At 73.0% G+C, this 20,841-nt stretch carries 21 protein-coding genes; 8 read left to right on the top strand and 13 right to left on the bottom strand.

The window, feature by feature from the left end; all coding sequences use genetic code 11:
* The first annotated feature begins 28 nt into the window (after nt 1–28).
* Complete coding sequence (locus ACFVXH_RS08815) at nt 29–676, top strand: response regulator transcription factor (RefSeq protein WP_049659617.1); 648 nt, start codon at nt 29–31, stop codon at nt 674–676.
* A 41-nt stretch (nt 677–717) separates the two neighbouring features.
* Here ACFVXH_RS08815 and ACFVXH_RS08810 read toward each other — a convergent pair whose 3' ends face one another.
* From ACFVXH_RS08810 to mca, 4 genes are all read right to left on the bottom strand, one after another.
* Nucleotides 718–1,635, bottom strand: coding sequence for an ArsR/SmtB family transcription factor (locus ACFVXH_RS08810; RefSeq protein WP_380743408.1), 918 nt, complete (start codon nt 1,633–1,635; stop codon nt 718–720).
* A 315-nt stretch (nt 1,636–1,950) separates the two neighbouring features.
* The gene (locus ACFVXH_RS08805) at nt 1,951–3,306 is read right to left on the bottom strand and encodes a sensor histidine kinase (RefSeq protein WP_375874183.1); all 1,356 of its coding nucleotides are present in this window, start codon (nt 3,304–3,306) and stop codon (nt 1,951–1,953) included.
* Between the two features lie 162 nt (nt 3,307–3,468).
* Nucleotides 3,469–3,660 (bottom strand): hypothetical protein, encoded by a 192-nt coding sequence (locus tag ACFVXH_RS08800; RefSeq protein ID WP_049654716.1) that lies wholly within the window; start codon nt 3,658–3,660, stop codon nt 3,469–3,471.
* 49 nt (nt 3,661–3,709) lie between these two features.
* Entirely contained in the window at nt 3,710–4,615 is a 906-nt protein-coding gene (gene mca, locus ACFVXH_RS08795) for a mycothiol conjugate amidase Mca (RefSeq protein WP_049654715.1), read from the bottom strand.
* Nucleotides 4,616–4,859: 244 nt separating this feature from the next.
* Here mca and ACFVXH_RS08790 point away from each other — a divergent pair, with 244 nt between their 5' ends.
* Both ACFVXH_RS08790 and greA read left to right on the top strand, forming a co-directional pair.
* Nucleotides 4,860–5,273: a DUF4307 domain-containing protein gene (locus tag ACFVXH_RS08790; RefSeq protein WP_049654714.1), complete on the top strand. Its 414-nt coding sequence runs from the start codon at nt 4,860–4,862 to the stop codon at nt 5,271–5,273.
* A 352-nt stretch (nt 5,274–5,625) separates the two neighbouring features.
* Nucleotides 5,626–6,126 carry a transcription elongation factor GreA gene (gene greA, locus ACFVXH_RS08785; RefSeq protein WP_049654713.1) on the top strand — a complete coding sequence of 167 codons (501 nt, stop codon included), beginning with the start codon at nt 5,626–5,628 and terminating at the stop codon, nt 6,124–6,126.
* A 145-nt stretch (nt 6,127–6,271) separates the two neighbouring features.
* Here greA and ACFVXH_RS08780 read toward each other — a convergent pair whose 3' ends face one another.
* The 3 genes from ACFVXH_RS08780 to ilvA all read right to left on the bottom strand — a co-directional run bounded on the left by ACFVXH_RS08780 (nt 6,272) and on the right by ilvA (nt 9,566).
* Complete coding sequence (locus ACFVXH_RS08780; RefSeq protein ID WP_049654712.1) at nt 6,272–7,129, bottom strand: ABC transporter permease; 858 nt, start codon at nt 7,127–7,129, stop codon at nt 6,272–6,274.
* Between the two features lies 1 nt (nt 7,130).
* A complete protein-coding gene (locus ACFVXH_RS08775) occupies nt 7,131–8,198 on the bottom strand; it encodes an ATP-binding cassette domain-containing protein (protein WP_079271856.1) in 1,068 nt (355 codons plus the stop codon).
* Nucleotides 8,199–8,351: 153 nt separating this feature from the next.
* Nucleotides 8,352–9,566 (bottom strand): threonine ammonia-lyase, encoded by a 1,215-nt coding sequence (ilvA, locus tag ACFVXH_RS08770; protein WP_074001308.1) that lies wholly within the window; start codon nt 9,564–9,566, stop codon nt 8,352–8,354.
* A gap of 122 nt (nt 9,567–9,688) precedes the next feature.
* Between ilvA and ACFVXH_RS08765 the strand changes: the two genes are divergently transcribed.
* Nucleotides 9,689–10,174, top strand: coding sequence for a MarR family winged helix-turn-helix transcriptional regulator (locus tag ACFVXH_RS08765; RefSeq protein WP_049654708.1), 486 nt, complete (start codon nt 9,689–9,691; stop codon nt 10,172–10,174).
* A gap of 24 nt (nt 10,175–10,198) precedes the next feature.
* Here the strand turns inward: ACFVXH_RS08765 and ACFVXH_RS08760 are convergent, their stop codons facing one another.
* Nucleotides 10,199–11,353: a cystathionine gamma-synthase gene (locus tag ACFVXH_RS08760; protein WP_049654707.1), complete on the bottom strand. Its 1,155-nt coding sequence runs from the start codon at nt 11,351–11,353 to the stop codon at nt 10,199–10,201.
* 277 nt (nt 11,354–11,630) lie between these two features.
* Between ACFVXH_RS08760 and msrA the strand changes: the two genes are divergently transcribed.
* Both msrA and ACFVXH_RS08750 read left to right on the top strand, forming a co-directional pair.
* Nucleotides 11,631–12,296: a peptide-methionine (S)-S-oxide reductase MsrA gene (msrA, locus tag ACFVXH_RS08755; protein WP_049654705.1), complete on the top strand. Its 666-nt coding sequence runs from the start codon at nt 11,631–11,633 to the stop codon at nt 12,294–12,296.
* Nucleotides 12,297–12,464: 168 nt separating this feature from the next.
* Nucleotides 12,465–12,827, top strand: coding sequence for a cupin domain-containing protein (locus ACFVXH_RS08750; RefSeq protein ID WP_049654704.1), 363 nt, complete (start codon nt 12,465–12,467; stop codon nt 12,825–12,827).
* 46 nt (nt 12,828–12,873) lie between these two features.
* On the opposite strand, the gene ACFVXH_RS08745 is transcribed toward ACFVXH_RS08750, so the two are convergent.
* From ACFVXH_RS08745 to ACFVXH_RS08725, 5 genes are all read right to left on the bottom strand, one after another.
* The gene (locus ACFVXH_RS08745; protein WP_387821690.1) at nt 12,874–13,659 is read right to left on the bottom strand and encodes a hypothetical protein; all 786 of its coding nucleotides are present in this window, start codon (nt 13,657–13,659) and stop codon (nt 12,874–12,876) included.
* Nucleotides 13,656–14,207 carry a SigE family RNA polymerase sigma factor gene (locus ACFVXH_RS08740; RefSeq protein ID WP_053112304.1) on the bottom strand — a complete coding sequence of 184 codons (552 nt, stop codon included), beginning with the start codon at nt 14,205–14,207 and terminating at the stop codon, nt 13,656–13,658. Before ACFVXH_RS08740 ends, ACFVXH_RS08745 begins: the two co-directional genes overlap by 4 nt.
* Before the next feature lie 107 nt (nt 14,208–14,314).
* A complete protein-coding gene (locus ACFVXH_RS08735; protein ID WP_259316724.1) occupies nt 14,315–15,595 on the bottom strand; it encodes an Ig-like domain-containing protein in 1,281 nt (426 codons plus the stop codon).
* Between the two features lie 202 nt (nt 15,596–15,797).
* Nucleotides 15,798–16,136 carry a hypothetical protein gene (locus ACFVXH_RS08730; protein ID WP_063780291.1) on the bottom strand — a complete coding sequence of 113 codons (339 nt, stop codon included), beginning with the start codon at nt 16,134–16,136 and terminating at the stop codon, nt 15,798–15,800.
* 513 nt (nt 16,137–16,649) lie between these two features.
* The gene (locus ACFVXH_RS08725) at nt 16,650–18,050 is read right to left on the bottom strand and encodes a cystathionine beta-synthase (RefSeq protein WP_074001305.1); all 1,401 of its coding nucleotides are present in this window, start codon (nt 18,048–18,050) and stop codon (nt 16,650–16,652) included.
* Between the two features lie 228 nt (nt 18,051–18,278).
* On the opposite strand from ACFVXH_RS08725, the gene ACFVXH_RS08720 reads away from it, so the two are divergent.
* A complete protein-coding gene (locus ACFVXH_RS08720; RefSeq protein ID WP_387821684.1) occupies nt 18,279–19,361 on the top strand; it encodes an SGNH/GDSL hydrolase family protein in 1,083 nt (360 codons plus the stop codon).
* Between the two features lie 63 nt (nt 19,362–19,424).
* Nucleotides 19,425–20,645, top strand: coding sequence for an acetyl-CoA C-acetyltransferase (locus tag ACFVXH_RS08715; protein ID WP_049656496.1), 1,221 nt, complete (start codon nt 19,425–19,427; stop codon nt 20,643–20,645).
* The last annotated feature ends 196 nt before the right edge of the window (nt 20,646–20,841 follow it).

Raw genomic sequence — 20,841 nt, 5'->3', positions numbered from 1 at the left:
CGCCGAAAGCCCGTGCGATCATGACGCCATGAAGACGCGTGTCGTGATCGCCGACGACCAGGCGAGCGTCCGCCAGGGGTTCCGGCACATCCTGGCGGCCCAGCCCGACATGGAGGTCGTGGCCGAGGCCGCGGACGGCCTGGAGGCCCTGGAGGCCGTCCGCACCCTGCGGCCGGACGTCCTGCTGGTCGACATCCGGATGCCGGAGCTGGACGGACTGGAGGTCACCCGTCGGCTGGCCGGCATCACCCCGGAGGTGAAGGTCGTGGTGGTGACCACCTTCGACCTCGACGAGTACGTGCACACCGCGCTGCGCAACGGCGCCTGCGGCTTCCTGCTCAAGCACTCGGGACCCGCGCTGCTCGCCGAGGCGATCCGCTCGGCGGTGGTCGGCGACTCGCTGATCAGCCCGCAGATCACCACCCGCCTGCTGCACCGTTTCACCGGCCCGCGCCGGGTCGACCGCTCCCCCGTCGAGCCGCTGACCAGCCGCGAGGAGGAGATCGCCGTCCTGGTCGCCGAGGGGCTGACCAACTCCGACATCGGCGCCGAGCTGTTCATCTCGCTGAGCACCGTCAAGACCCACCTGGCCAACCTCCAGCGCAAGTTGAAGGCCCGCAACCGGGTGGGCATCGCCACCTGGGCCTGGGAGTCGGGCCTGACCGAGCGCGGCTGAGCGGGCCCGCCCGCTCAGCCGCCGCCGGCCGCACCGGCCGCTCATCGCAGCGCCCGCCGACGGTCCCCGATCCACCGCGGGGCCGCGCCGCCGAGGGGCCGCCCCTCCCCGCCCGACGGGGCCTCGCCGCGCAGCAGTGCCCGACCCAGCGGGGTGACGGTGTGCAGCACGCCGTTGCCGCAGCGCCGGGTGTCGATCAGCCCGGACGCCCTCAGCACGGCGGTGTGCTGGCTGACCGCCGAGGCCGTCACTCCGAGCCGCCCCGCCAACTCGCCGGTGGTACAGCCGTCCAGCAGGGCCTGCAGGGCCGCGGCCCTGGTCCGGCCGACCAGGGCGGCCAGCGACTCCTCCCCGCCCCGGCCCGCGCTCTCCGCCGCCTCCCGCGCCCCCACGGGCACGGGGAGGCCGATCCGGTCGGGACGCATCGCGAAGAGCAGCGTCGGAGCCTCCTCGGGCTCCCCGTGCCGGGGCCGGAGCACCACCCCGGCGCCCTGCAGGAAGAGCGACGGGGCCAGCCGCAACCCCCGCCCGTCGAGGGTGAGTTCGACGTCCCGCTCGGCGGGGATCTCCAGCACCGGGGCGGTCCAGCGGATCCGCGGGTGCAGCGTGCCGAGCAGCGCGTCCACCCCGCCGCGGCCGGCGATCTGGCGGCGGGCGTCCCGCTCCGCCTCCAGCCGGGACCGGACGTCCGCCCAGCAGGGCTGCAGCGCCACCCGGTGGAACTCGCGGACCGCCGCCGCGACGTCGGCCCGCTGGACCACCGATTCGGCGCCGCGACCGGACGACACGATCCGGCCATTCGCCCACACCCGCAGTACGTCCCGGAAACCACCGTTGGCTCCCGAAAGGCGCCGCAGCCGCTCGGCCAGCACCGGCTGCCGCGCCAATTGCCCGCGGACGGCCCGCTGCCAGGGGCGGAAGAATTCCCCGCCGCTCCGCCACGCCTCCAGTGCCAGCACCGCCTCCATCTCCTGGTCGACATTTCCAGCAATTCGTACACGAGCCAGATCCTCGGCGGACATCGCAATGCGAATCACAGACTGATCCCCCGATCGGGGTTCATGCATCGGGACGGCCCAGGGGAACCCCGCACCCTGATCGCCGCACCGACATCCTTGCCCGCCCGCGAGGCGCGTCGCCATCGGCCGATCGGCCCATTTGATCGTCGAGAACGCCGAAATCGGCGCCTCCGGATGTGCCGAATGGCCTGGATGGACCCGTCAGCGGGCTCGAATCAGCCCTCCGGACGGCCCCGACGGAACCACCCCGCCCGGTCAGCCCCCGAGGCCCGCCACACCCTCCGTCGGCAGCACCGCGTCGACCCGCCAGCCGCCCTCCGGCCCCGGCCCGACCGTCAGCTCGCCGCCGGCCGCCTCCACCCGCTCCCGCAGGCCCGCGAGGCCGAAGCCGCCGCCCTCCCGCTCGGCCCCGCCGAGCCCGACGCCGACACCGCCCGCGCCGCCCGTGCCACCCGCACCACCCACGCCGCCGTCCGCACCGCCGGAGCCCCCGGCCCCGTCCGGCGCCCCGTCGTCGGTGACCGTGACGCGCAACGCCGGCCGCCCGCCGCACCGGTCCGGGCCGACCTCGATCGCCACCTCCCGGGCCCCGGGCGCGTGCCGTCGGACGTTCGTCAGCGCCTCCACCACCAGCCGGTAGCCGAGCCCGCTGATCGCCGCCGGCACCGCCGCCAGTTCGGCCTCCGCCGGGGCCTCCAGCCGCACCCGCGCGGAACCGCTGCGGGTGAACCGCTCGGCCAGCGCGGGCAGTTCGCTCAGGTCACGGCGCAGACTGCGCGCACCGGCTCCCCCCGCCGCCGCCCGCCCCGCGCCCCGGTCGGCCGTCGCGACCGCCCCGGACCCGCGCGGCTCCGGATCGGCGTCGTCCGCCGTGAAGACCTGGACCGTCCGGTCCATGGTGACCAGTGCCTGCCGACCGGCCGCCTCGATCCCCGCCAGCAGCTCGACCACCCGCCCCGGGTCCTTCTGGGCCAGCACCTGCGCGGCCTGGGCCAGCACCACGACCCCGGTGACGTCGTGCGCGGCGAAGTCGTGCAGGTCTCGGGCCAGGTCCAGGCGCTGCGCCCGCCGCTCGGCCACCACCGCCGCCCGCGCGCGGGTGTCCATCGAGCGCAGGTAGCGGCCGACCCCGACCACCACGCAGGCCAGCAGGGCCGAGCCCAGGCAGAGCTTGACGGTCACCACGGGCGGGGCCGGCGGCTCGGCCCAGAGGGCGATCCGCAGCGGCAGCAGCGCCACCGCCGCCACCAGCAGCGTGCCGTGGCCGAAGGCGGCGGCCGGGGACAGCCTGCGCACCGCGGGGACGACCGGCGCGAGCAGCGCGACGGCCTCCAGCAGCCACCACAACTCGATGCCGCCGGACGCCGGCCCCCGGTAGCCGGCCGTCACCAGCAGCGACACCGCGCAGGCGGCCAGCACCGAGGGGCCCACCGCGCCGACCCGCCCCGGGGCCCAGAGCACCGGGAACAGCCCGGCCACCACCGCCACCGCGCCGGAGCCGACGATCAGCGGCCCCGGGTCCCCCGACCCGGCCAGCGCGGCCGCCAGCACCCCCGCCGCCGCCGTTCCGTACCCCGCCCTGCGCACCACGGTGTGCCACGACCACGTCATGGTTCGGGATCCTACGAAGCCTGACGGCCCGCCAGGACGGCTTCACCGAAGACGGACCCCGCGGACGCTTCACCGAAGGCGGGCCCGCGGACGGCTCTCACCGTAGACGGGCCCCAGCCGGTTCCGGAGAAGGCCGGCCCCCACGGGGGACCGGCCGACGGCTCACTCCTTCGGGCCCTCCGGCTCCTCGACGAAGTCGACCTTCTTGAATTGCCGGTTCATCGACTTGGCCAGGAACCAGGTCGCGACGCCGAGGGCGGCGAAGACGACGAAGCCGAGGAGGCCGGGGGTGACCTTGGCGTCGTCGACGGCGAGGTCAGCGGCGAGATTGACGAGGTTCACGGAGGCGCTCATATCTCTATGGTGGCCCGGCTCACGGGGAGCCGGGCCATCGGGGGGTGGTTCAGTCGCGCGTGTCGGCGGCCTCGGCCGCCAGCGTGGGGGTGCGCAGGCCGGCGAACAGGTCGTCCTCCGGCAGGTCGACGTCGACCAGGGTACGGGCGAGCTCGTAGTCCTCGGTGGGCCAGACCTCGCGCTGGACCTCCAGCGGGACGCGGAACCACGGGCCGTCCGGGTCGATCTGGGTCGCGTGGGCGATCAGCGCGCGGTCGCGGGTCTCGAACCAGTCGCCGCAGCGGACCCGGGTGGTGATCTCGCGCTCCTTGCGGCCGCTCTTCTCCCAGCCCTCGATCCACTCGCCGTACGGCGACTCGTGGCCGTGCTCGGTGAGGTACTCGTGCAGGGCCCGGATGCGGCCCATCGGGAAGCCGTGGTTGTAGTACAGCTTCAGCGGCTGCCAGGGCTCGCCGGCCTCCGGGTAGGCGTCCGGGTCACCCGCGGCGTCGAAGGCCAGCATGGTGATCTTGTGGGTCATGATGTGGTCCGGGTGCGGGTAGCCGCCGTTCTCGTCGTAGGTCGTGATGACCTGCGGCTTGAACTCGCGGATCAGCCGGACCAGCGGCTCCGCCGCCGCCTCGACGTCCTGGAGGGCGAAGCAGCCCTCGGGCAGCGGGGGCAGCGGGTCCCCCTCGGGCAGCCCGGAGTCGACGAAGCCCAGCCAGGCCTGGTCGACGCCGAGGATCGCCCGCGCCTCGTCCATCTCCTTGCGGCGCACCTCGTGGATGTTCTCCTCGATGTACGGGTCCCCCTGGAGCTTGGGGTTGAGGACCGACCCGCGCTCGCCCCCCGTGCAGGTGGCCACCAGCACGTCCACGCCCTGCTCGACGTACATGGCCATGGTGGCCGCGCCCTTGCTGGACTCGTCGTCCGGGTGGGCGTGCACCGCCATCAGTCGCAACTGCTCAGTCAACGCCTTGCGTTCCTTCCACACTTGTCGGGCGTTCCGCGAAGTCCGGGTCTGCCCACCGTACGAACCGCTCACTCCGGGACCGCGTCGCCGCGGGGCCGGGCCGCGGATCGTCGCCGGCGCGGCCGAGCCCTGCCCCCGCCGGACCGGCCGCGGGCGTGCCCCTCCTATAGTGACGGACTGGAGGAGCGTCGCATTCCCCCGCACCACCCCGGGCGGCCCCTCCCCCAGGAGAGGACGGAGTCCGATGAGTGCAGACACCACCGCCACCGCACCGCCCGAGGGGCGCTACGGCCGTGGCGGCGACCGCGACTCGGACCGCCGCCTGAAGGTGATCGGCGCGGTCTGCGGCGTGCTGGGCCTGGGCCTGATCGCCTGGCTGGGCGGCTCCTACATGCTGCGCGAGTCGAAGATCAACGGCTCGGTGCCGACCTTCGAGGTGCTCTCCGACTCCGAGGTCCAGCTGCACCTCACCGTGCGCAAGAGCAGCGGGCAGGCCGGCAGCTGCACGGTCCGCTCGCAGGGCGACGACCACGGGGTGGTCGGGGTGGCCGACTTCCCCGTCCCGGCGGCCGGCTCCAGCTACGACGCGGTGGTCACCCTGCGCACCACCTCGCGCGGCACCACCGCCGAGCTGCTGGGCTGCACCCCCGCCAAGTAGCGCGCCCCCGCCAAGTAGCGCACCCGCACCGCGCAACGCGCCCCGGGCGGGCGGCGCGCCCGGGCCGGACAGCGCACCCCGACCGGGGCGGCGCGCATATTCGATCCGGAGAACGGGCATCCGTAGAGGGTCCCGCACCCGGTTGCTGTACACCTCGGCGTAACGCCGCCGTCAATGGCGCGCAAACGCCCCTCCCGCTTGTCAGCAGGACTTGTTAGGCTCGTGGTTTCGCCCCTTCCGCACCGGATGGTACGGGAGCGGGCGTTGCTTTGTAGTTGAGACCGATATCACCACCGACCCCTGCTGACGACTCACACCCTCAGCACAGCCCCAGCACCTACGAGGAGCACCCGTGACCCAGACCAGTGAGAACGTGACCTGGCTCACTCAGGCCGGCTACGACCAGCTCAAGGCCGAGCTGGACCACCTGACCGGGCCCTGGCGCATCGAGATCGCCCAGAAGATCGAGGCGGCGCGCGAGGAGGGGGACCTCAAGGAGAACGCCGGCTACCACGCGGCGAAGGAGGAGCAGGGCAAGTACGAGCTGCGGATCCGTCAGCTCACCCAGCTGCTGGAGCGCGCCAAGGTCGGCGAGGCGCCGGCCGACTCGGGCATGGTGGCCCCGGGCATGGTCGTCACGGTCGCCTTCGACGGCGACGAGGACGACCTCATGGAGTTCCTGCTCGCCTCCCGCGAGGTCGCGGGCTCGGACGAGCTGGACGTCTACTCGCCGCAGTCCCCGCTGGGCCGCGCGATCGACGGCAAGCGGATCGGTGACGAGGCCACCTACGAGCTGCCGAACGGCAAGCCGGCCATGGTGAAGATCGTCAAGGTCGTGCCGCACGCCGGCTGATCCGGCCGCGCCACGACACGGGGGCGGCCGCGGGAGTCAGGGACTTCCGCGGCCGCCCTCCGGCGTTCCGGGCGGGGCCGGGCACGGGACCCGATCAGCCCGAAGACCCGATCAGCTCCGGGGCCCGATCAACCCAGGGGCCCGGTCAGGCGGTGGAGGAGCGGTACTTGCGCACCGCCAGCCAGGAGAACACCGCGGTGATCACGATCGACCACAGCACCGACACCAGCGCCGCGTGCTGCATCGGCCAGGCGCTGTCCACCGGCCCGACCTGGTTGCCGAACAGCACCCGGCAGGCCTGCACGGTGGCGCTGAACGGGTTCCAGTACGCGATCCCCTGGAGCCAGCCCGGCATCGAGGTGACCGGCACGAAGGCGTTGGACACGAAGGTCAGCGGGAACAGCCAGATCAGCCCGGCCGAGGTGGCCGCCTCGGGGCTGCGCACCGACAGGCCGATCAGCGCGCCGATCCAGGAGAAGGCGTAGCCGAGCAGGAGCAGCAGGCCGAAGGCACCGAGCGCCTTGAGCACGCCCTCGTGGATCCGCCAGCCGACCAGCAGCGCGACCACCGCCAGCACGACCAGGGTGAACGCGGTCTGGCACAGGTCCGCGAGGGTGCGGCCGACGAGCACCGCGGAGCGGGCCATCGGCAGCGAGCGGAACCGGTCCACCAGCCCCTTGCTCATGTCCTCCGCGATGCCCGCCGAGGCGCCGGCGACGGCGAAGGTGACGGTCTGGGCGAAGATTCCGGCCATCAGGTACTGGATGTACGTGTCCGAGCTGGAGTCGGTGCCGGGGATCTTGATCGCCCCGCCCATCACGTACGAGAACAGCAGCACGAACATGACCGGCTGCATCAGCCCGAAGACCACGATCTCCGGGATGCGGGTCATCCGGCGCAGGTTGCGCTTGGCGACCACCCAGGAGTCGTGCAGGGAGGCGGCGATCCCCCGGCGCTGCCTGGGTATCGCCGGTCCGATGGCGTGCTCGGTGGCGGTGGTCATCTCAGCTCTCCTTCCCGGCCGCGACGGCCCGCTTGTCCGGCCCCGGGCCGCCCGGGCCGTCCGGGCCGCCCTTCCCCCTGCCCCGGCCGCGCGCCTTGGCGTCGGCGCCGTCCTCCTCCTCGGGCCGCTCCTCGGCGACGTGGCCGGTGAGGGTGAGGAAGACGTCGTCCAGGGTCGGGCGGCGCAGCCCGATGTCGTCCATCTCGATCCCGCGGGAGTCGAGTTCGCGGATCGCGTCGGCGAGCACCCGGGCGCCGCCGCTGACCGGCACGGTGATCCGGCGGGTGTTCTTCTCCACCGTCGGCTCGCTCAGCGCGTAGCGGGACAGCGCGGCGACCGCGTCGCCGACCAGGCCGGGCTCGTGCACCACGACCACGATCCGCTCGCCGCCGATCTGCGCCTTGAGCTGGTCGGCGGTGCCGCGGGCGATCACCCGGCCGTGGTTGACCACCGCGATGTCGTGGGCGAGCCGGTCGGCCTCCTCCAGGTACTGGGTGGTGAGCAGCAGCGTGGTGCCCTGCTCGACCAGCGTCTCGATGACCTCCCAGAGCGCGAGCCGGTTGCGCGGGTCGAGGCCGGTGGTCGGCTCGTCCAGGAACATCACCGGCGGGCGGACGACCAGCGCGGCGGCGAGGTCCAGGCGTCGGCGCATACCGCCGGAGTAGGTCTTGGCGGTGCGGTCCTTGGCCTCGGTGAGGCTGAACCACTCCAGCAGCTCCAGCGCGCGGGCCTTCGCGGCGCGGTTGCTCATCTGGTACAGCTCGCCGACCATGGTGAGGTTCTCGAAGCCGGTCAGGTACTCGTCGACCGCCGCGTACTGGCCGGACAGGCCGATCAGGCTGCGGACCTGGTTGGGGTGCTTGAGCACGTCGACCCCGGCGACCACCGCGCGGCCGGAGTCGGGGCGGAGCAGGGTGGTGAGGACCCGCACGGTGGTGGTCTTCCCGGCGCCGTTCGGGCCGAGCAGCCCGAGCACCGTTCCCTCGGGGACGTCGAGGCTGACGCCGTCCAGGGCTCGTACGTCGCCGAAGGTCTTCACCAGGTTCTCGGCTTGGATGGCTGGCGCCATGGCCTTGCCTCATCTCCTCGGACGTATGGGGCGATCTGTCCCACTTTGCCCCGAATTTGGGCACACAGGCGACTCGATTCTCGGCCCGTGGGACTCGAACGCGATGTATCGCGAGTCTCCCAGCACGCGATATATCGCGTCAAGGGCGGGAGCTCAGCCGGCGACCACCACGTACCCCGCGTCCCGCAGCTCCCCGACCACCAGCGCGCAGTGCTCCGGCCCCTTGGTCTCCAGGTGCAGGTCCACCTCGACCTCGGTCAGCCCCAGCCGCGGGTCGGTCCGCACGTGCGCCACGTCCAGCACGTTGGCGTCCACCCTGGTCAGCACGCCCAACAGGTCGGCCAGCGCGCCCGGCTTGTCCGCCAGCCGCACCCGCAGCGACAGGTAGCGCCCGGCCGCCGCCAGCCCGTGCCGCAGCACCCGCTGCATCAGCTGCGGGTCGATGTTGCCGCCGGACAGCACCGCCACCACCGGCCCCTCGAAGGAGTCCGGCTGCTCCAGCAGCGCCGCGATCGGGGCCGCCCCGGCCGGCTCGACCACCAGCTTCAGCCGCTCCAGCCCGAGCAGCAGCGCCCGCGACAGCGCGTCCTCGGAGACCGTCCGGACGCCGTCCGCCAGCGTGTTGACCACCTCGAACGGGATGTCGCCGGGGCGCCCGACCATGATCCCGTCCGCCATGGTGGCGAAGTGCTCCAGCGACACCGGGCGCCCCGCCGCCAGCGAGGGCGGGTACGCGGCGGCGCCGGCCGCCTGCACCCCGACCACCCGCACGTCCGGCCGCAGCGGCTTGACCGCCGCCGCGATCCCGGCCAGCAGCCCGCCGCCGCCCACCCCGACCAGGATGGTCCGCACCTCCGGGCACTGCTCCAGGATCTCCAGCCCGACGGTCGCCTGGCCGGTGACCACGTCCCAGTGGTCGAAGGGGTGGATGAACACCGCGCCGGTCGCCTCCGCGTACCGCTGCGCGGCCTGCAGGGCCTCGTCCACGGTGGCCCCGTGCAGCCGCACCTCGGCGCCGTACTCCCGGGTGGCCGCGACCTTCGGCAGCGGCGCCGCGACCGGCATGAACACCGTGGAGCGCACGCCCAGCAGCGCGGCCGCCAGCGCCACCCCCTGGGCGTGGTTCCCCGCGCTCGCCGCCACCACCCCGCCGGCCCGCTGCACCGGCGAGAGTCCCGCGATCCGCACGTACGCCCCGCGCAGCTTGAAGGACCCGGTGCGCTGGAGGTTCTCGCACTTCAGGTGGACCGGCGCGCCGATCAGCCCGGAGAGGTGCCGGCTGCCCTCCATCGGGGTCACCCGGGCGACCCCGGCGAGCATCTTCTGGGCGCCGCGGACGTCGTCGAGGGTGATCGGCCAGGTGTGCATGGCGCCAGGGTACGGGGACGGGGAGAGGCAATCCGGCATGCCGGGCCTGTTCCCGGGCCCGCCCGGCCCGCGTACGCTGCTGCTTCTGAGTCTCTCTCACCGCACGACGATCGTGAGCCGCGATGACGACGACCTCGCCCCAGGCCACCGACCGCACCGACCCCGTGCACACCCAACTCCAGTACCAGCTCGCGGTGTTCGCGCGCCGAATGGAACAGGTCCGGACCTCCGGCGGTGGCGGGGTCGGGGTGCTGGACCGGGCCGCCTACCTGCTGCTCGACCGGCTGGAGCGGCACGGGCCGGCCAATGTCAAGGCGCTGGCCGAGGCGCTGGGCGTGGACTCCTCCACGGTGACCCGCCAGGTCGCCCCGCTGGTCGCGGCCGGGCTGGTCGGCCGGGTGCAGGACCCGGCCGACCGCCGTGCCGTACGGCTCGCGCTGACTTCGCACGGCGTCGGCCGGCTCACCGAAGTCCGGGACGGCCGGGCCGAGTTGACCCGCCGCCTGGTGGCCGGCTGGCCGCCGGAGGAACAGCGCGCGTTCTGCGCCCTGCTGGCCCGCTTCAACCTCGCGATGGAGTCGTACACGGCGGACCAGCAGGGGCAGTGAGGGGCCTCGGGCCCCTCAACCGGCTCAGCCCAGCGCCTGCTTGAGGTCGGCCAGCAGGTCGTCGATCGACTCGATGCCGACCGAGACGCGCACCAGGTCGGACGGCACCTCCAGCGCCGAACCGGCCACCGAGGCGTGGGTCATCCGGCCCGGGTGCTCGATCAGCGACTCGACGCCGCCGAGCGACTCGCCGAGGGTGAACAGCTGCGCGCGGTTGCAGACCTCGACGGCCGCCTCCTCGCCGCCGGCGACCCGGAACGAGACCATGCCGCCGAAGGCCTTCATCTGCTTGGCCGCGATGTCGTGGCCGGGGTGCTCGGGCAGGCCCGGGTAGAGCACCTGGCTGACCTTCGGGTGGCTCGCCAGCAGCTCGGCGACCTTCTCCGCGTTGGCGCTGTGCCGGTCCATCCGGACACCCAGCGTCTTGATGCCGCGCAGCACCAGCCAGGCGTCGAACGGGCCGGAGACGGCACCCATCGCGTTCTGGTGGTACGCGACCTCCTCGCCGAGGCCCGCCTCGGCCAGCACCAGCGCACCGCCGACCACGTCCGAGTGGCCGCCCATGTACTTGGTGGTGGAGTGCACGACCGCGTCCGCGCCGAGCGCGATCGGCTGCTGGAGGTACGGGCTGGCGAAAGTGTTGTCGACCACCAGCAGCGCGCCGGCGCCGTGCGCGATCTCGGCGAGCGCGGTGAGGTCGGTGATGCCCAGCAGCGGGTTGGACGGGGTCTCCACCCACACCGCGCGGGTGTTGGGGCGCAGCGCCTCGCGGACGGTGGCCAGGTCCTGGGTGTTGGCGACGGAGAACTCGACGCCCCAGCGGGTCAGCACCTTGGCGAACAGCCGGAAGGTGCCGCCGTAGGCGTCGTTGGGGATGACGATGTGGTCGCCCGGCTTGAGGATGGTCCGCAGCAGGGTGTCCTCGGCGGCCAGGCCGGAGGCGAAGGCGAGGCCGCGGGCGCCGCCCTCCAGTGCCGCGAGGCACTCCTCCAGCGCGGTGCGGGTCGGGTTGGCGCTGCGGCTGTACTCGTAGCCGCCCCGCAGGCCGCCCACCCCGTCCTGCTTGTAGGTGGACACCTGGTAGATCGGCGTGACGACAGCCCCGGTCTGGGGGTCTGCTTCCTGACCCGCGTGGATGGCGAGAGTCTCGAAGCCCTGAGGAAGCTGGTGCTCGGTCATGGGTCCGAGCCTAGTGTGCGAATGCCGCCAAGCCCGCACGAACCGGGAACCGGGACGAACCCGCAGGTCGGAGCGGGGGCACGGCGGGCCGGAACCCCGGTGCGCCGAACCCCCGGGGCCGCCGCGACCTCCACCTCTCGCACACGTGTTCACCATGCGAAAACCGCGCGGCGGGCCTTCCCGGCCCCCGCGCGGAACGGACGGCCGCTCCCGGAATCCGGGGGCGGCCGTCCGCGTTGGACACTGCGCCAGGTTTCCCGACCCGCTGGAGCAGGCCGTGCTGTTCAACCGCCACAAGACCTCGCTGGTCCCCGCCGACCAGGCGCTGCCCGGCCGGCCCACCCCGGCCTTCACCCTGACCGAGCCGCACACCGTGCTCGGGCACCCGCTGTCCGGCCCGTACCCGGAGGGGCTGGAGGTGGCCGACTTCGGGCTGGGCTGCTTCTGGGGCGCCGAGCGCGCCTTCTGGCGGCTGCCCGGCGTCTGGACGACGCTGGTCGGCTACCAGGGCGGCCACACCCCGAACCCGACGTACGAGGAGGTGTGCAGCGGGCTGACCGGGCACACCGAGGCGGTCCGGGTGGTGTACGACCCGGCGGTGATCCCGTACGAGCGGCTGCTGAAGACCTTCTGGGAGGCGCACGACCCGACCCAGGGCAACCGCCAGGGCAACGACGTGGGCACCCAGTACCGCTCCGCCGTCTACACCCACTCCCCCGCCCAGGCCGAGGCCGCGGTGGCCACCCGGGACGCCTTCCAGCCCTCGCTGACCGCGCTCGGCTACGGCCCGGTCACCACCGAGATCGCCCCGGCCGGCCCGTTCTTCCCGGCCGAGCCGTACCACCAGCAGTACCTGTCGGAGGCCAAGAACCCCAACGGCTACTGCGGTCTCGGCGGTACCGGCGCCTCCTGCCCGATCGGCGTGGCCCGCACCCGGGACTGACCTCCGGCCCCGGGGCGCCCCTCGGACCGCCCGGCCCGCCCGGCCCCGCCCCGGGATCGACCACCCAACGTGACCGATCCCCGATCCGGGCGCAGACTGGAAGGGCCAGCAGGGCCGGCCCGGCCACCCACTGGCGGCCGGGCGGTCCTCGCGGGAGAGGAGTGCGCCATGTCCGGTCTCTACCAGCGGAACTTCGACGATCCCGAGGAAGTCCGCCCCTTCGAGGAGGGCACGGGGGAACTGCGGCTGGTCAACCTGGACGGCGGCCCGGTGGGCCGGGCCGTGTTCGAACCGGGTTGGCAGTGGTCCAAGCACGTGAAGCCGATCGCCGGGACCGAGAGCTGCCAGGCCGCCCACGCCGGGTACGTGCTCTCCGGCCGGATGAGGATCGTCATGGACGGCGGCCAGGAGGCCGAAGTGGGCCCCGGCGACTTCATGCTCTGCCCGCCCGGGCACGACGCCTGGACCGTCGGTGACGAGCCCTGCGTGATCGTCGACTGGCAGGGCTTCGCGGACTACGCGAAGCGGTGAGCGGAGCTGTGAGCAGACCTGCGGGCGGACCTGCGGGCGGACCGGGTCACAGCTGCTGCGGGGCCCGCTCGTCGGCGCCGTCGGCGGTGGTGCCCGGCAGCTCCGCCAGGAGCCTGCCCTCGGAGTCGTACGCCGCGATCGCCGGGCTCACCGGACGCCGGTGGGCGGCCGGATCCGCCTCCGGCAGCGGCGGCAGCACCACGTAGTAGCCGATCCACCGCTGCATTCCGACGGTGCTGACCAGGGTGGCGACGGTCGCCCTGCCCCCCGTGAACGCGACGATCCTCGCCGGGGCGACCGGGCCCAGGTAGAAGCTCGCGACGATGAAGCGGTCGCGGTCGCCGTGCGACTGGGCGTAGAGGGCGGGTCTGTCGTGCTCCAGGTTGTCGCTGCGCACGTCCCGGCAGTCCGTGCCGGAGTCGGAGCCGTCCGTCTGGTAGTTGTCGCACTTCTCGAACGGGCTGACCCACATCCGGGCGCCGGCCGCCATCTCGATGCGCTGCCCCGGGCCGACCTGCCGTACCGGCGAGAGCGGCAGCGGCGTGGCGGTGGCCGTGGGGCTCGGCGTGGCGGTGGGCGTGGGGCTCGGGACGGCGACGGGGCTGAACGCCGCCCCCGCCTCGCCCGCGACCTGCCCGACGTGCCGGGCGCTGCCGGCCGTCACCGCCGTCGCCCCGCAGACCAGCGCCACCGCGACCGCGGCCGCGGCGGTCCCGGCTCTGCGCCTGGCCCGGCGCCGTCGGGCGGCGGCGATGATCGGCACCGGGTCCGGCCCGGTCGCGTACGGGTCCTGGTCCTTGAGCAGTTCGCCGAGCCGGTGTTCGAAGCTCATACCGTCACCTCGATGTGCGTCGTGGGACTCGCCGTCACGCCGGAACGGTCGGCGAGTTCGGGCAGTGCGCGCAGCTTCGACATGGCCCGGTGCAGCGTGCTCTTCACCGTGCCCTGGGCGATGCCCAGTTCGGCCGCGACGGCGGCCTCGCTGAGGTCCCCGTAGTACCGCAGCACGACGACCGTCCGCTCCCGGCGGGTGAGGGTGCCCAGCGCCTGGTGCAGCAGGGCGCGTTCGGCCTGCCGCTCGGCGAGGTCGTCGGAGAGCGGCCGGTCGGGGGTGTGCTCGACGGGCAGCTCGTGGTTGCGCAGTCGGCGCCACCAGTCGCGGTGCTGGTTGACCACGATCCGGCGGACGTACGCGGTGGGGTCGTCCCCGGTGATCCGGTGCCAGTGCAGGTAGGCGCGCTCCAGCGCCGACTGCACGATGTCCTTGGCCCGGTCCGGGTCGCCGGTCAACAGCTCGGCCAGCCGCAGCAGTTGCCGACCGCTCCCGGCGACGAACTCGCTGAACTCGTCGTCCTGCCGCTGTCTCTGCTCGCGTTTCACACCCGTCCTACTCCTCGGGCGGACCGCGAGGTTCGGTCCGCCCGGGGAGTTTTTCCGACTGGTGGGTCTTCCGACCGGGGTCCAGCCGGTCGGGGTGCGGGGCCGGGTCAGACGGCGCTGCCGGCCTTCCAGGCGGCCCAGCCCATGTTCCAGCCGTTCAGGCCGTTGTCCGGGGCGACCGTCTTGTCGCCGGAGTTCACGACCTCGACCACGTCGCCGACCATCGAGGACTTGTAGAACTTGAAGCCGTCCGTACCGCTGTCCTGGGCGCCCTGGGCGTCCCGGAGGCCGATGCAGCCGTGGCTGGTGTTCTGACCGCCGAAGATCGACGGCGAGGACCAGTAGTTGCCGTGGATGAAGGTGCCCGAGGTGCTGAGGCGCTGGGCGTGCGGCACGTCCGCGATGTCGTACTCGCTGCCCAGGTTGACGGTCTGCGAGTTCATCCGGGTCTGGGTGTACTGCTCGGAGATCACCATCTTGCCGCCCCAGGTCATGTGCTCGGGCGAGCCACCGGAGATCTTGTAGACCGCGCTGACCTGGCCGTCGGTGGTGACGGTGAGCTTCTTGGCGGCGAGGTCGGCGACGCTGGTCTGGGCCCGGCCGATGGTGAAGCTCACGTCCTTGGACTGGGTGCCGTACACGCCCTTGGCGCCCTCGACGTCCTTGAGCCGGAGCTTGAGGGTGACCTTGGTGCCCTTGGCCCAGTACTCCTGCGGCCGGAAGTCGAGGCGGGTGCTGGAGAACCAGTGGCCGACGATCTCGACGCCCGGCTCGGCTATCACGGTGATCGCCTGCTGGACGGCCTTGCGGTCGGTGACCGGCTTGCTGAAGTTGATCGAGACCGGCATGCCGACGCCGACCGTCGAGCCGTCCTCGGGGGTGAAGTAGCCGACGAAGGTGTTGGCCGGGGTCGCCGTGGTGAAGACGGCGTTGGAGTCCGCCTCCAGCTTGTCCTTGTCGAGGGCGGTGGCGGCGACGGTGTACTTGGTACCGCTGGCGGGGGCGGCGGCCGAGGTCCAGCCGGTGCCGTCGGCGGAGAGCTGGCCGGCCAGCTCCTTGCCGGCGGTGTCGGTGACCTTGACGCTGGTCAGGGTGCCGTTGGCGACGGCGACCTTGACCGGCTCGCTGAAGCTCGCGGAGGCGGCGCCGTCGGCCGGGGTGACGGTGATGACCGCGGCCGAGGTCTTGGGGGCGCTGCTGCCCGTGCCGCCGGAGGCCGGGGTGCCGTTCGCGCCGCCGGAGCCGCCGCTACCGCCGCTGGCACTGTTGGCGCTGTTGTCGTTGCAGGCGGTCAGCAGCAGGACGGGCGCTCCGATCAGGCCCGCGAGGACCCCGCGTCGGCTCCAGCTGCTTCCGGCCGCCCGTCCCTGACCGTCCCGTGCCGTCACGTCGCGTCTCCCTGCTGATCATCCCGGGCATTACGGATACAGAAACGCAATACGCCCGTTCACGGTTCCATCACCGAAGGGTAAGCGATCGTATGAGATGACCCAACTTCCCGACGAACAGGGACAAAACGCCCGGCCCGCGGAGCGGACCGGGCGTTCACGGGCGGTGACGGTGAGGACCGTCACCCGACGGTTCCCCGCCCTACTCGGCGGAGCCTTCCACCGCGTACTCGTCCCACTCCTCGTCGTCCGGGTCGAACTCGGTCTGCGCCGACTCCCAGGTCGCCGAGGCGAGCTCCACGCCGGGCACGTCGCCGAGCAGCGCGACGGGGTCGATGAAGTGGGCGAGCGAACCCGACGGGTCCACCTCGATGGCCTCGACGGACTGGGCGCGCTCCTCGTCGTCGAGGTACTCGTCGGCGGTGACGGCCTCCAGGGCGGCCGCCTTGAGCGCGCCCTCGTCGGTGATCTCCGCGATGAGCTCGATCTTCACCCGGACATAGCGCGGGGCATCCTGGTCGGTCGTTTCAGTGCTGGTCATGCGTGCGAGCGTACGGGACGGGCGCGCCCGGCGCGGCGCACGGGCGGCCGCTCGGAGTGCACCCCGCGCGCCCGGCGTGAACGGCGCGAACGGAACGTGCGACGGCGCGAACGGAAGGGGCCGGTCCCTCGGAGAAGGACCGGCCCCACCGTTCCCCGCCTGGGCTCCCCCACCCGGGAGCCGCGGGACACGCGCCGTGCGGCGCGGTGCTGCCGCGGGAGCCGCCGCACCCTGTCGACCGGCCGGGGCCGGTCAGGGGCGGGACGACGGCGCCTCCCGCGGCGGGAGGACACAGCGGCCGGGTCAGGGCCACCCGATGTGTCCGGAGCCGACCGCGGTCGCCGGGGAGCCGCTCCCGGACGGTTGCCGTCGCCTCACTCGGCGTCCTGCCGTTGACCACCACGATGCCCGAGCCGTGTTAACCACGTGCTGCGGACAGGTGACGCCGGTGTACCACTTCCCCCGTGGACGAATCCTCCGCATCCATCCGCGGGGGGCGGTGGTGACGCCGGGTCAGTGCTGGGCGCGGCCGGTCAGGAAGCCCAGCAGGTCCTGGCGGGTGACGATGCCCTGCGGCTTGCCCTCCACCAGCACGACGGCCGCGTCGGCCTTCTCCAGCACGGTCATCAGGTTGGTGACCGTCTCGCCCGAGCCGACCACCGGCAGCGGCTTGGACATCACCTTGTCCAGCGTGTCGGTGAGCTCGATGTCCTTGGCGAAGATGCCCTCCAGCAGCAGCTTCTCCACCACCGAGCCGATCACCTCGCCGGCCATGATGTCCGGGTGGCCGGCGCCCGGGGAGACCACCGGCATCTGCGAGACGCCGTACTCGCGCAGCACCCGGACCGCCTCGGCGACCGTCTCGTTGGGGTGCATGTGGACGAACTGCGGGACGCCGCCCTGCGCGAGGGACTCCTTGCGGGCCAGCACCTCGCCGATGTGCGCCTCGTCGGTGGCCGAGGGCAGGAAGCCGTAGTCGGCCATCCAGTCGTCGTTGAAGATCTTCGACAGGTAGCCGCGGCCGCCGTCCGGCAGCAGCACCACGACGACGTCGTCCGGACCGAGCTTCTTGGCGACCTCCAGCGCGGCCACCACGGCCATGCCGCAGGAGCCGCCGACCAGCAGGCCCTCCTCCTTGGCCAGGCGGCGGGTCATCTGGAACGAGTCCTTGTCGGAGACCGCGACGATCTCGTCCGCGACACCGCGGTCGTAGGCGGTCGGCCAGAAGTCCTCACCGACGCCCTCGACCAGGTACGGCCGGCCGGTGCCGCCCGAGTAGACCGAGCCCTCCGGGTCGGCGCCGATCACCTTGACCCTGCCGCCGGAGGCCTCCTTCAGGTAGTTGCCGGTGCCGGAGATGGTGCCGCCGGTGCCGACGCCCGCCACGAAGTGGGTGATCTTCCCGTCGGTCTGCTCCCACAGCTCCGGGCCGGTGGAGTGGTAGTGCGAGGCCGGGTTGTCCGGGTTGGAGTACTGGTCCGGCTTCCAGGCGTTCGGGGTCTCCCGGACCAGGCGGTCGGAGACGTTGTAGTAGGAGTCCGGGTGCTCCGGGGCGACGGCGGTCGGACAGACGACCACCTCGGCGCCGTACGCGCGCAGGGTGTTGATCTTGTCGGTGGAGACCTTGTCAGGACAGACGAAGATGCACTTGTAGCCCTTCTGCTGGGCCACGATCGCCAGGCCGACACCGGTGTTGCCGGAGGTCGGCTCGACGATGGTGCCGCCCGGCTTGAGGGCGCCCGAGGCCTCGGCGGCCTCGATCATGCGCATCGCGATGCGGTCCTTGACCGAGCCGCCGGGGTTGAAGTACTCGACCTTGGCCAGCACTGTCGCGCTGATGCCCTCGGTGACCTTGTTCAGCTTGACCAGCGGCGTGTTGCCGACGAGGTCGATGATCGAGTTGTGGTACCGCACGGGGATCCTCCCGGTCTGTGGGCATGCGATTTCGGTACTGCGGAGTTCGGTACTGCAAAGCGTAGGGCGTGGCACCCGCCCCGCGGCTCCCCTCCTGCACCCCTCCCCCAATGGCCCACCCCCAGCGGCACCCCCGGTACTCCCGCCCTCCGCACGGGTAAGAGCGCTGTGCAGGCATGGCCGTGGCCCCGGAGGGGCCGGCAGGAGAGCACGTGAAGGGGGCACCGGATGCCAGGGGCACGGGACTCGCGGGCCCGGGTGGCCCGCCGGATCGCCACCGCGGCGGCGTACGGCGGCGGCGGCCTCGGCCTGCTCGGGGTGGGCGTCGTCGGCCTGCTGGTGACCGAGAGCAGACTCGCCATCCAGGCCATCGGCGTCCTGGAGACCGTCCCGCCCAAGGCGGACGGCGTCTACGGGGAGGCCTTCGCCGACCGCGCCGCCGACCCGCAGGCCCCGCTCGTGCTGGCCGTCCTCGGCGACTCCACCGGCGCCGGCCTCGGCGTGGCCCGGGCCGGCGAGACCCCGGGCGCGCTGCTGGCCGCGGGCCTCGCCTCGGTGGCCGAGCGCCCGGTCCGGCTGGTCAACGTGGCCCGCTCCGGCGGCCGCTCCGCCGACCTCTCCGGCCAGCTGGAGCAGGCCCTGCCGCACCACCCGGACGTCGCCGTCATCATGGTCGGCGCCAACGACGTGACCCGGCACAGCCCGGCCCAGCTGGCCGTCCGCCAGCTCGGCGAGGCCGTCGCCGCCCTGCGCGCCAACGGCTGCGAGGTGGTCGTGGGCACCTGCCCGGACCTCGGGACGATCAAGCCGGTGCGGCCGCCGCTGCGCTGGGTGGCCCGCCGGCTGAGCCGGCAGCTGGCCGCCGCGCAGACCATCGCGGTGGTGGAGGCGGGCGGCCGGACGGTCTCGCTGGGCTCACTGCTGGGCCCGGAGTTCGCCGCCCGCCCGGAGATGTTCGCCGCCGACCGCTACCACCCCTCCGCCCAGGGCTACGCGACCGCCGCGATGGCCGTGCTGCCCTCGGTCTGCGCCGCGCTCGGGCTCTGGCCGGAGGAGGAGCGTCCTGCCACGGCCGTCCCGGGCGGCGCGGTGCTGCCGGTCGCGGTCGCGGCCGCCACGGCGGCCGGTCGGGAGGGCACCGAGGTGGCGGCCGTACCGGCGGAGGGCACGGGCCGCCGCTGGGCCCAGTTGAGGCACCGGCTGCGGATCGGTCTGCCCGGCCCGGAGAGCGGGAAGGAGGCTGGTACGACCCCCGACGGGGGCCCCGGGAATACGTCGGCCAGCTCACACGCTGGGGCGGGTGACGCCTGATCTACCAGGCGGTAACTTTCCTCCCGGACGTCAGGTCCGCCGTCACCCAGCGAGGAGCCCGCCATGCCCGAAGCCGTCATCGTCAGCGCCACCCGTTCGCCGATCGGCCGGGCCTTCAAGGGCTCGCTCAAGGACGTCCGCCCGGACGACCTGACCGCCCACGTCATCCAGGCCGCCCTGGCCAAGGTCCCGCAGCTCGACCCGCGCGAGATCGACGACCTGATGCTGGGCTGCGGCCTGCCCGGCGGCGAGCAGGGCCACAACCTGGCCCGCATCGTGGCCGTCCAGATGGGCATGGACTACCTGCCGGGCGCCACCATCACCCGCTACTGCTCCTCCTCGCTCCAGACCACGCGGATGGCGCTGCACGCGATCAGGGCGGGTGAGGGCGACGTCTTCGTCTCGGCCGGCGTGGAGACCGTCTCGCGCAGCGTCAACGGCACCTCGGACGGCCTGCCGGGCACCATGAACCCGGTCTTCGACGAGGCCCAGGCCCGTACGAAGAAGCGCGCCGAAGAGGGTGGCGGCGAGTGGCACGACCCGCGCGAGGACGGCCTGGTGCCGGACGCCTACATCGCGATGGGCCAGACCGCCGAGAACCTGGCCGCGCTCAAGGGCATCACCCGCGCCGAGCAGGACGAGTTCGGCGTCCGCTCGCAGAACCTCGCCGAGGCCGCCATCAAGGCCGGCTTCTGGGAGCGCGAGATCACCCCGGTGACGCTCCCGGACGGCACCGTGGTCAGCACGGACGACGGCCCGCGCGCCGGCGTCACCCTGGAGGGCGTGGCCGGCCTGAAGCCGGTGTTCCGCCCCGACGGCACCGTGACCGCGGGTAACTGCTGCCCACTGAACGACGGCGCGGCCGCGCTGGTGATCATGTCCGACACCAAGGCCCGCGAGCTGGGCATCACCCCGCTCGCCCGGGTGGTCTCCACCGGCGTCAGCGCGCTCTCCCCCGAGATCATGGGCTACGGCCCGGTCGAGGCCTCCAAGCAGGCGCTCAAGCGGGCCGGCCTGACCATCGGTGACATCGACCTGGTCGAGATCAACGAGGCCTTCGCCGCCCAGGTGATCCCGTCCTACCGTGACCTCGGCGTCGACCTGGACCGGCTGAACGTCAACGGTGGCGCGATCGCGGTCGGCCACCCCTTCGGCATGACCGGCGCCCGGATCACCACCACGCTGATCAACTCCCTGCAGTGGCACGACAAGCAGTTCGGCCTGGAGACCATGTGCGTCGGCGGCGGCCAGGGCATGGCGATGGTGATCGAGCGCCTCAGCTGACCCTCCGGGCGCCCTCCGAAGGGTCTGGACCACCCATTTGGAGTGACGCAGCGTAATTGAGGGCCGGATCACACCGAGAGGTCGATCCGGCCCTCATTTCGTTCGTTTTCGACCCGGAAATCGACACTGCGGAGCGGATCAACTCCACTGCGTAGAACGGTGTTACCTAACAATTTGGGGACAAGAGCGAAAGTCC

Source organism: Kitasatospora sp. NPDC058184, from assembly GCF_042883725.1.
GTDB lineage: Bacteria > Actinomycetota > Actinomycetes > Streptomycetales > Streptomycetaceae > Kitasatospora.
Note: the sequence above shows the minus strand (reverse complement) of the source record. Positions and strands in the feature narration are given on the sequence as shown.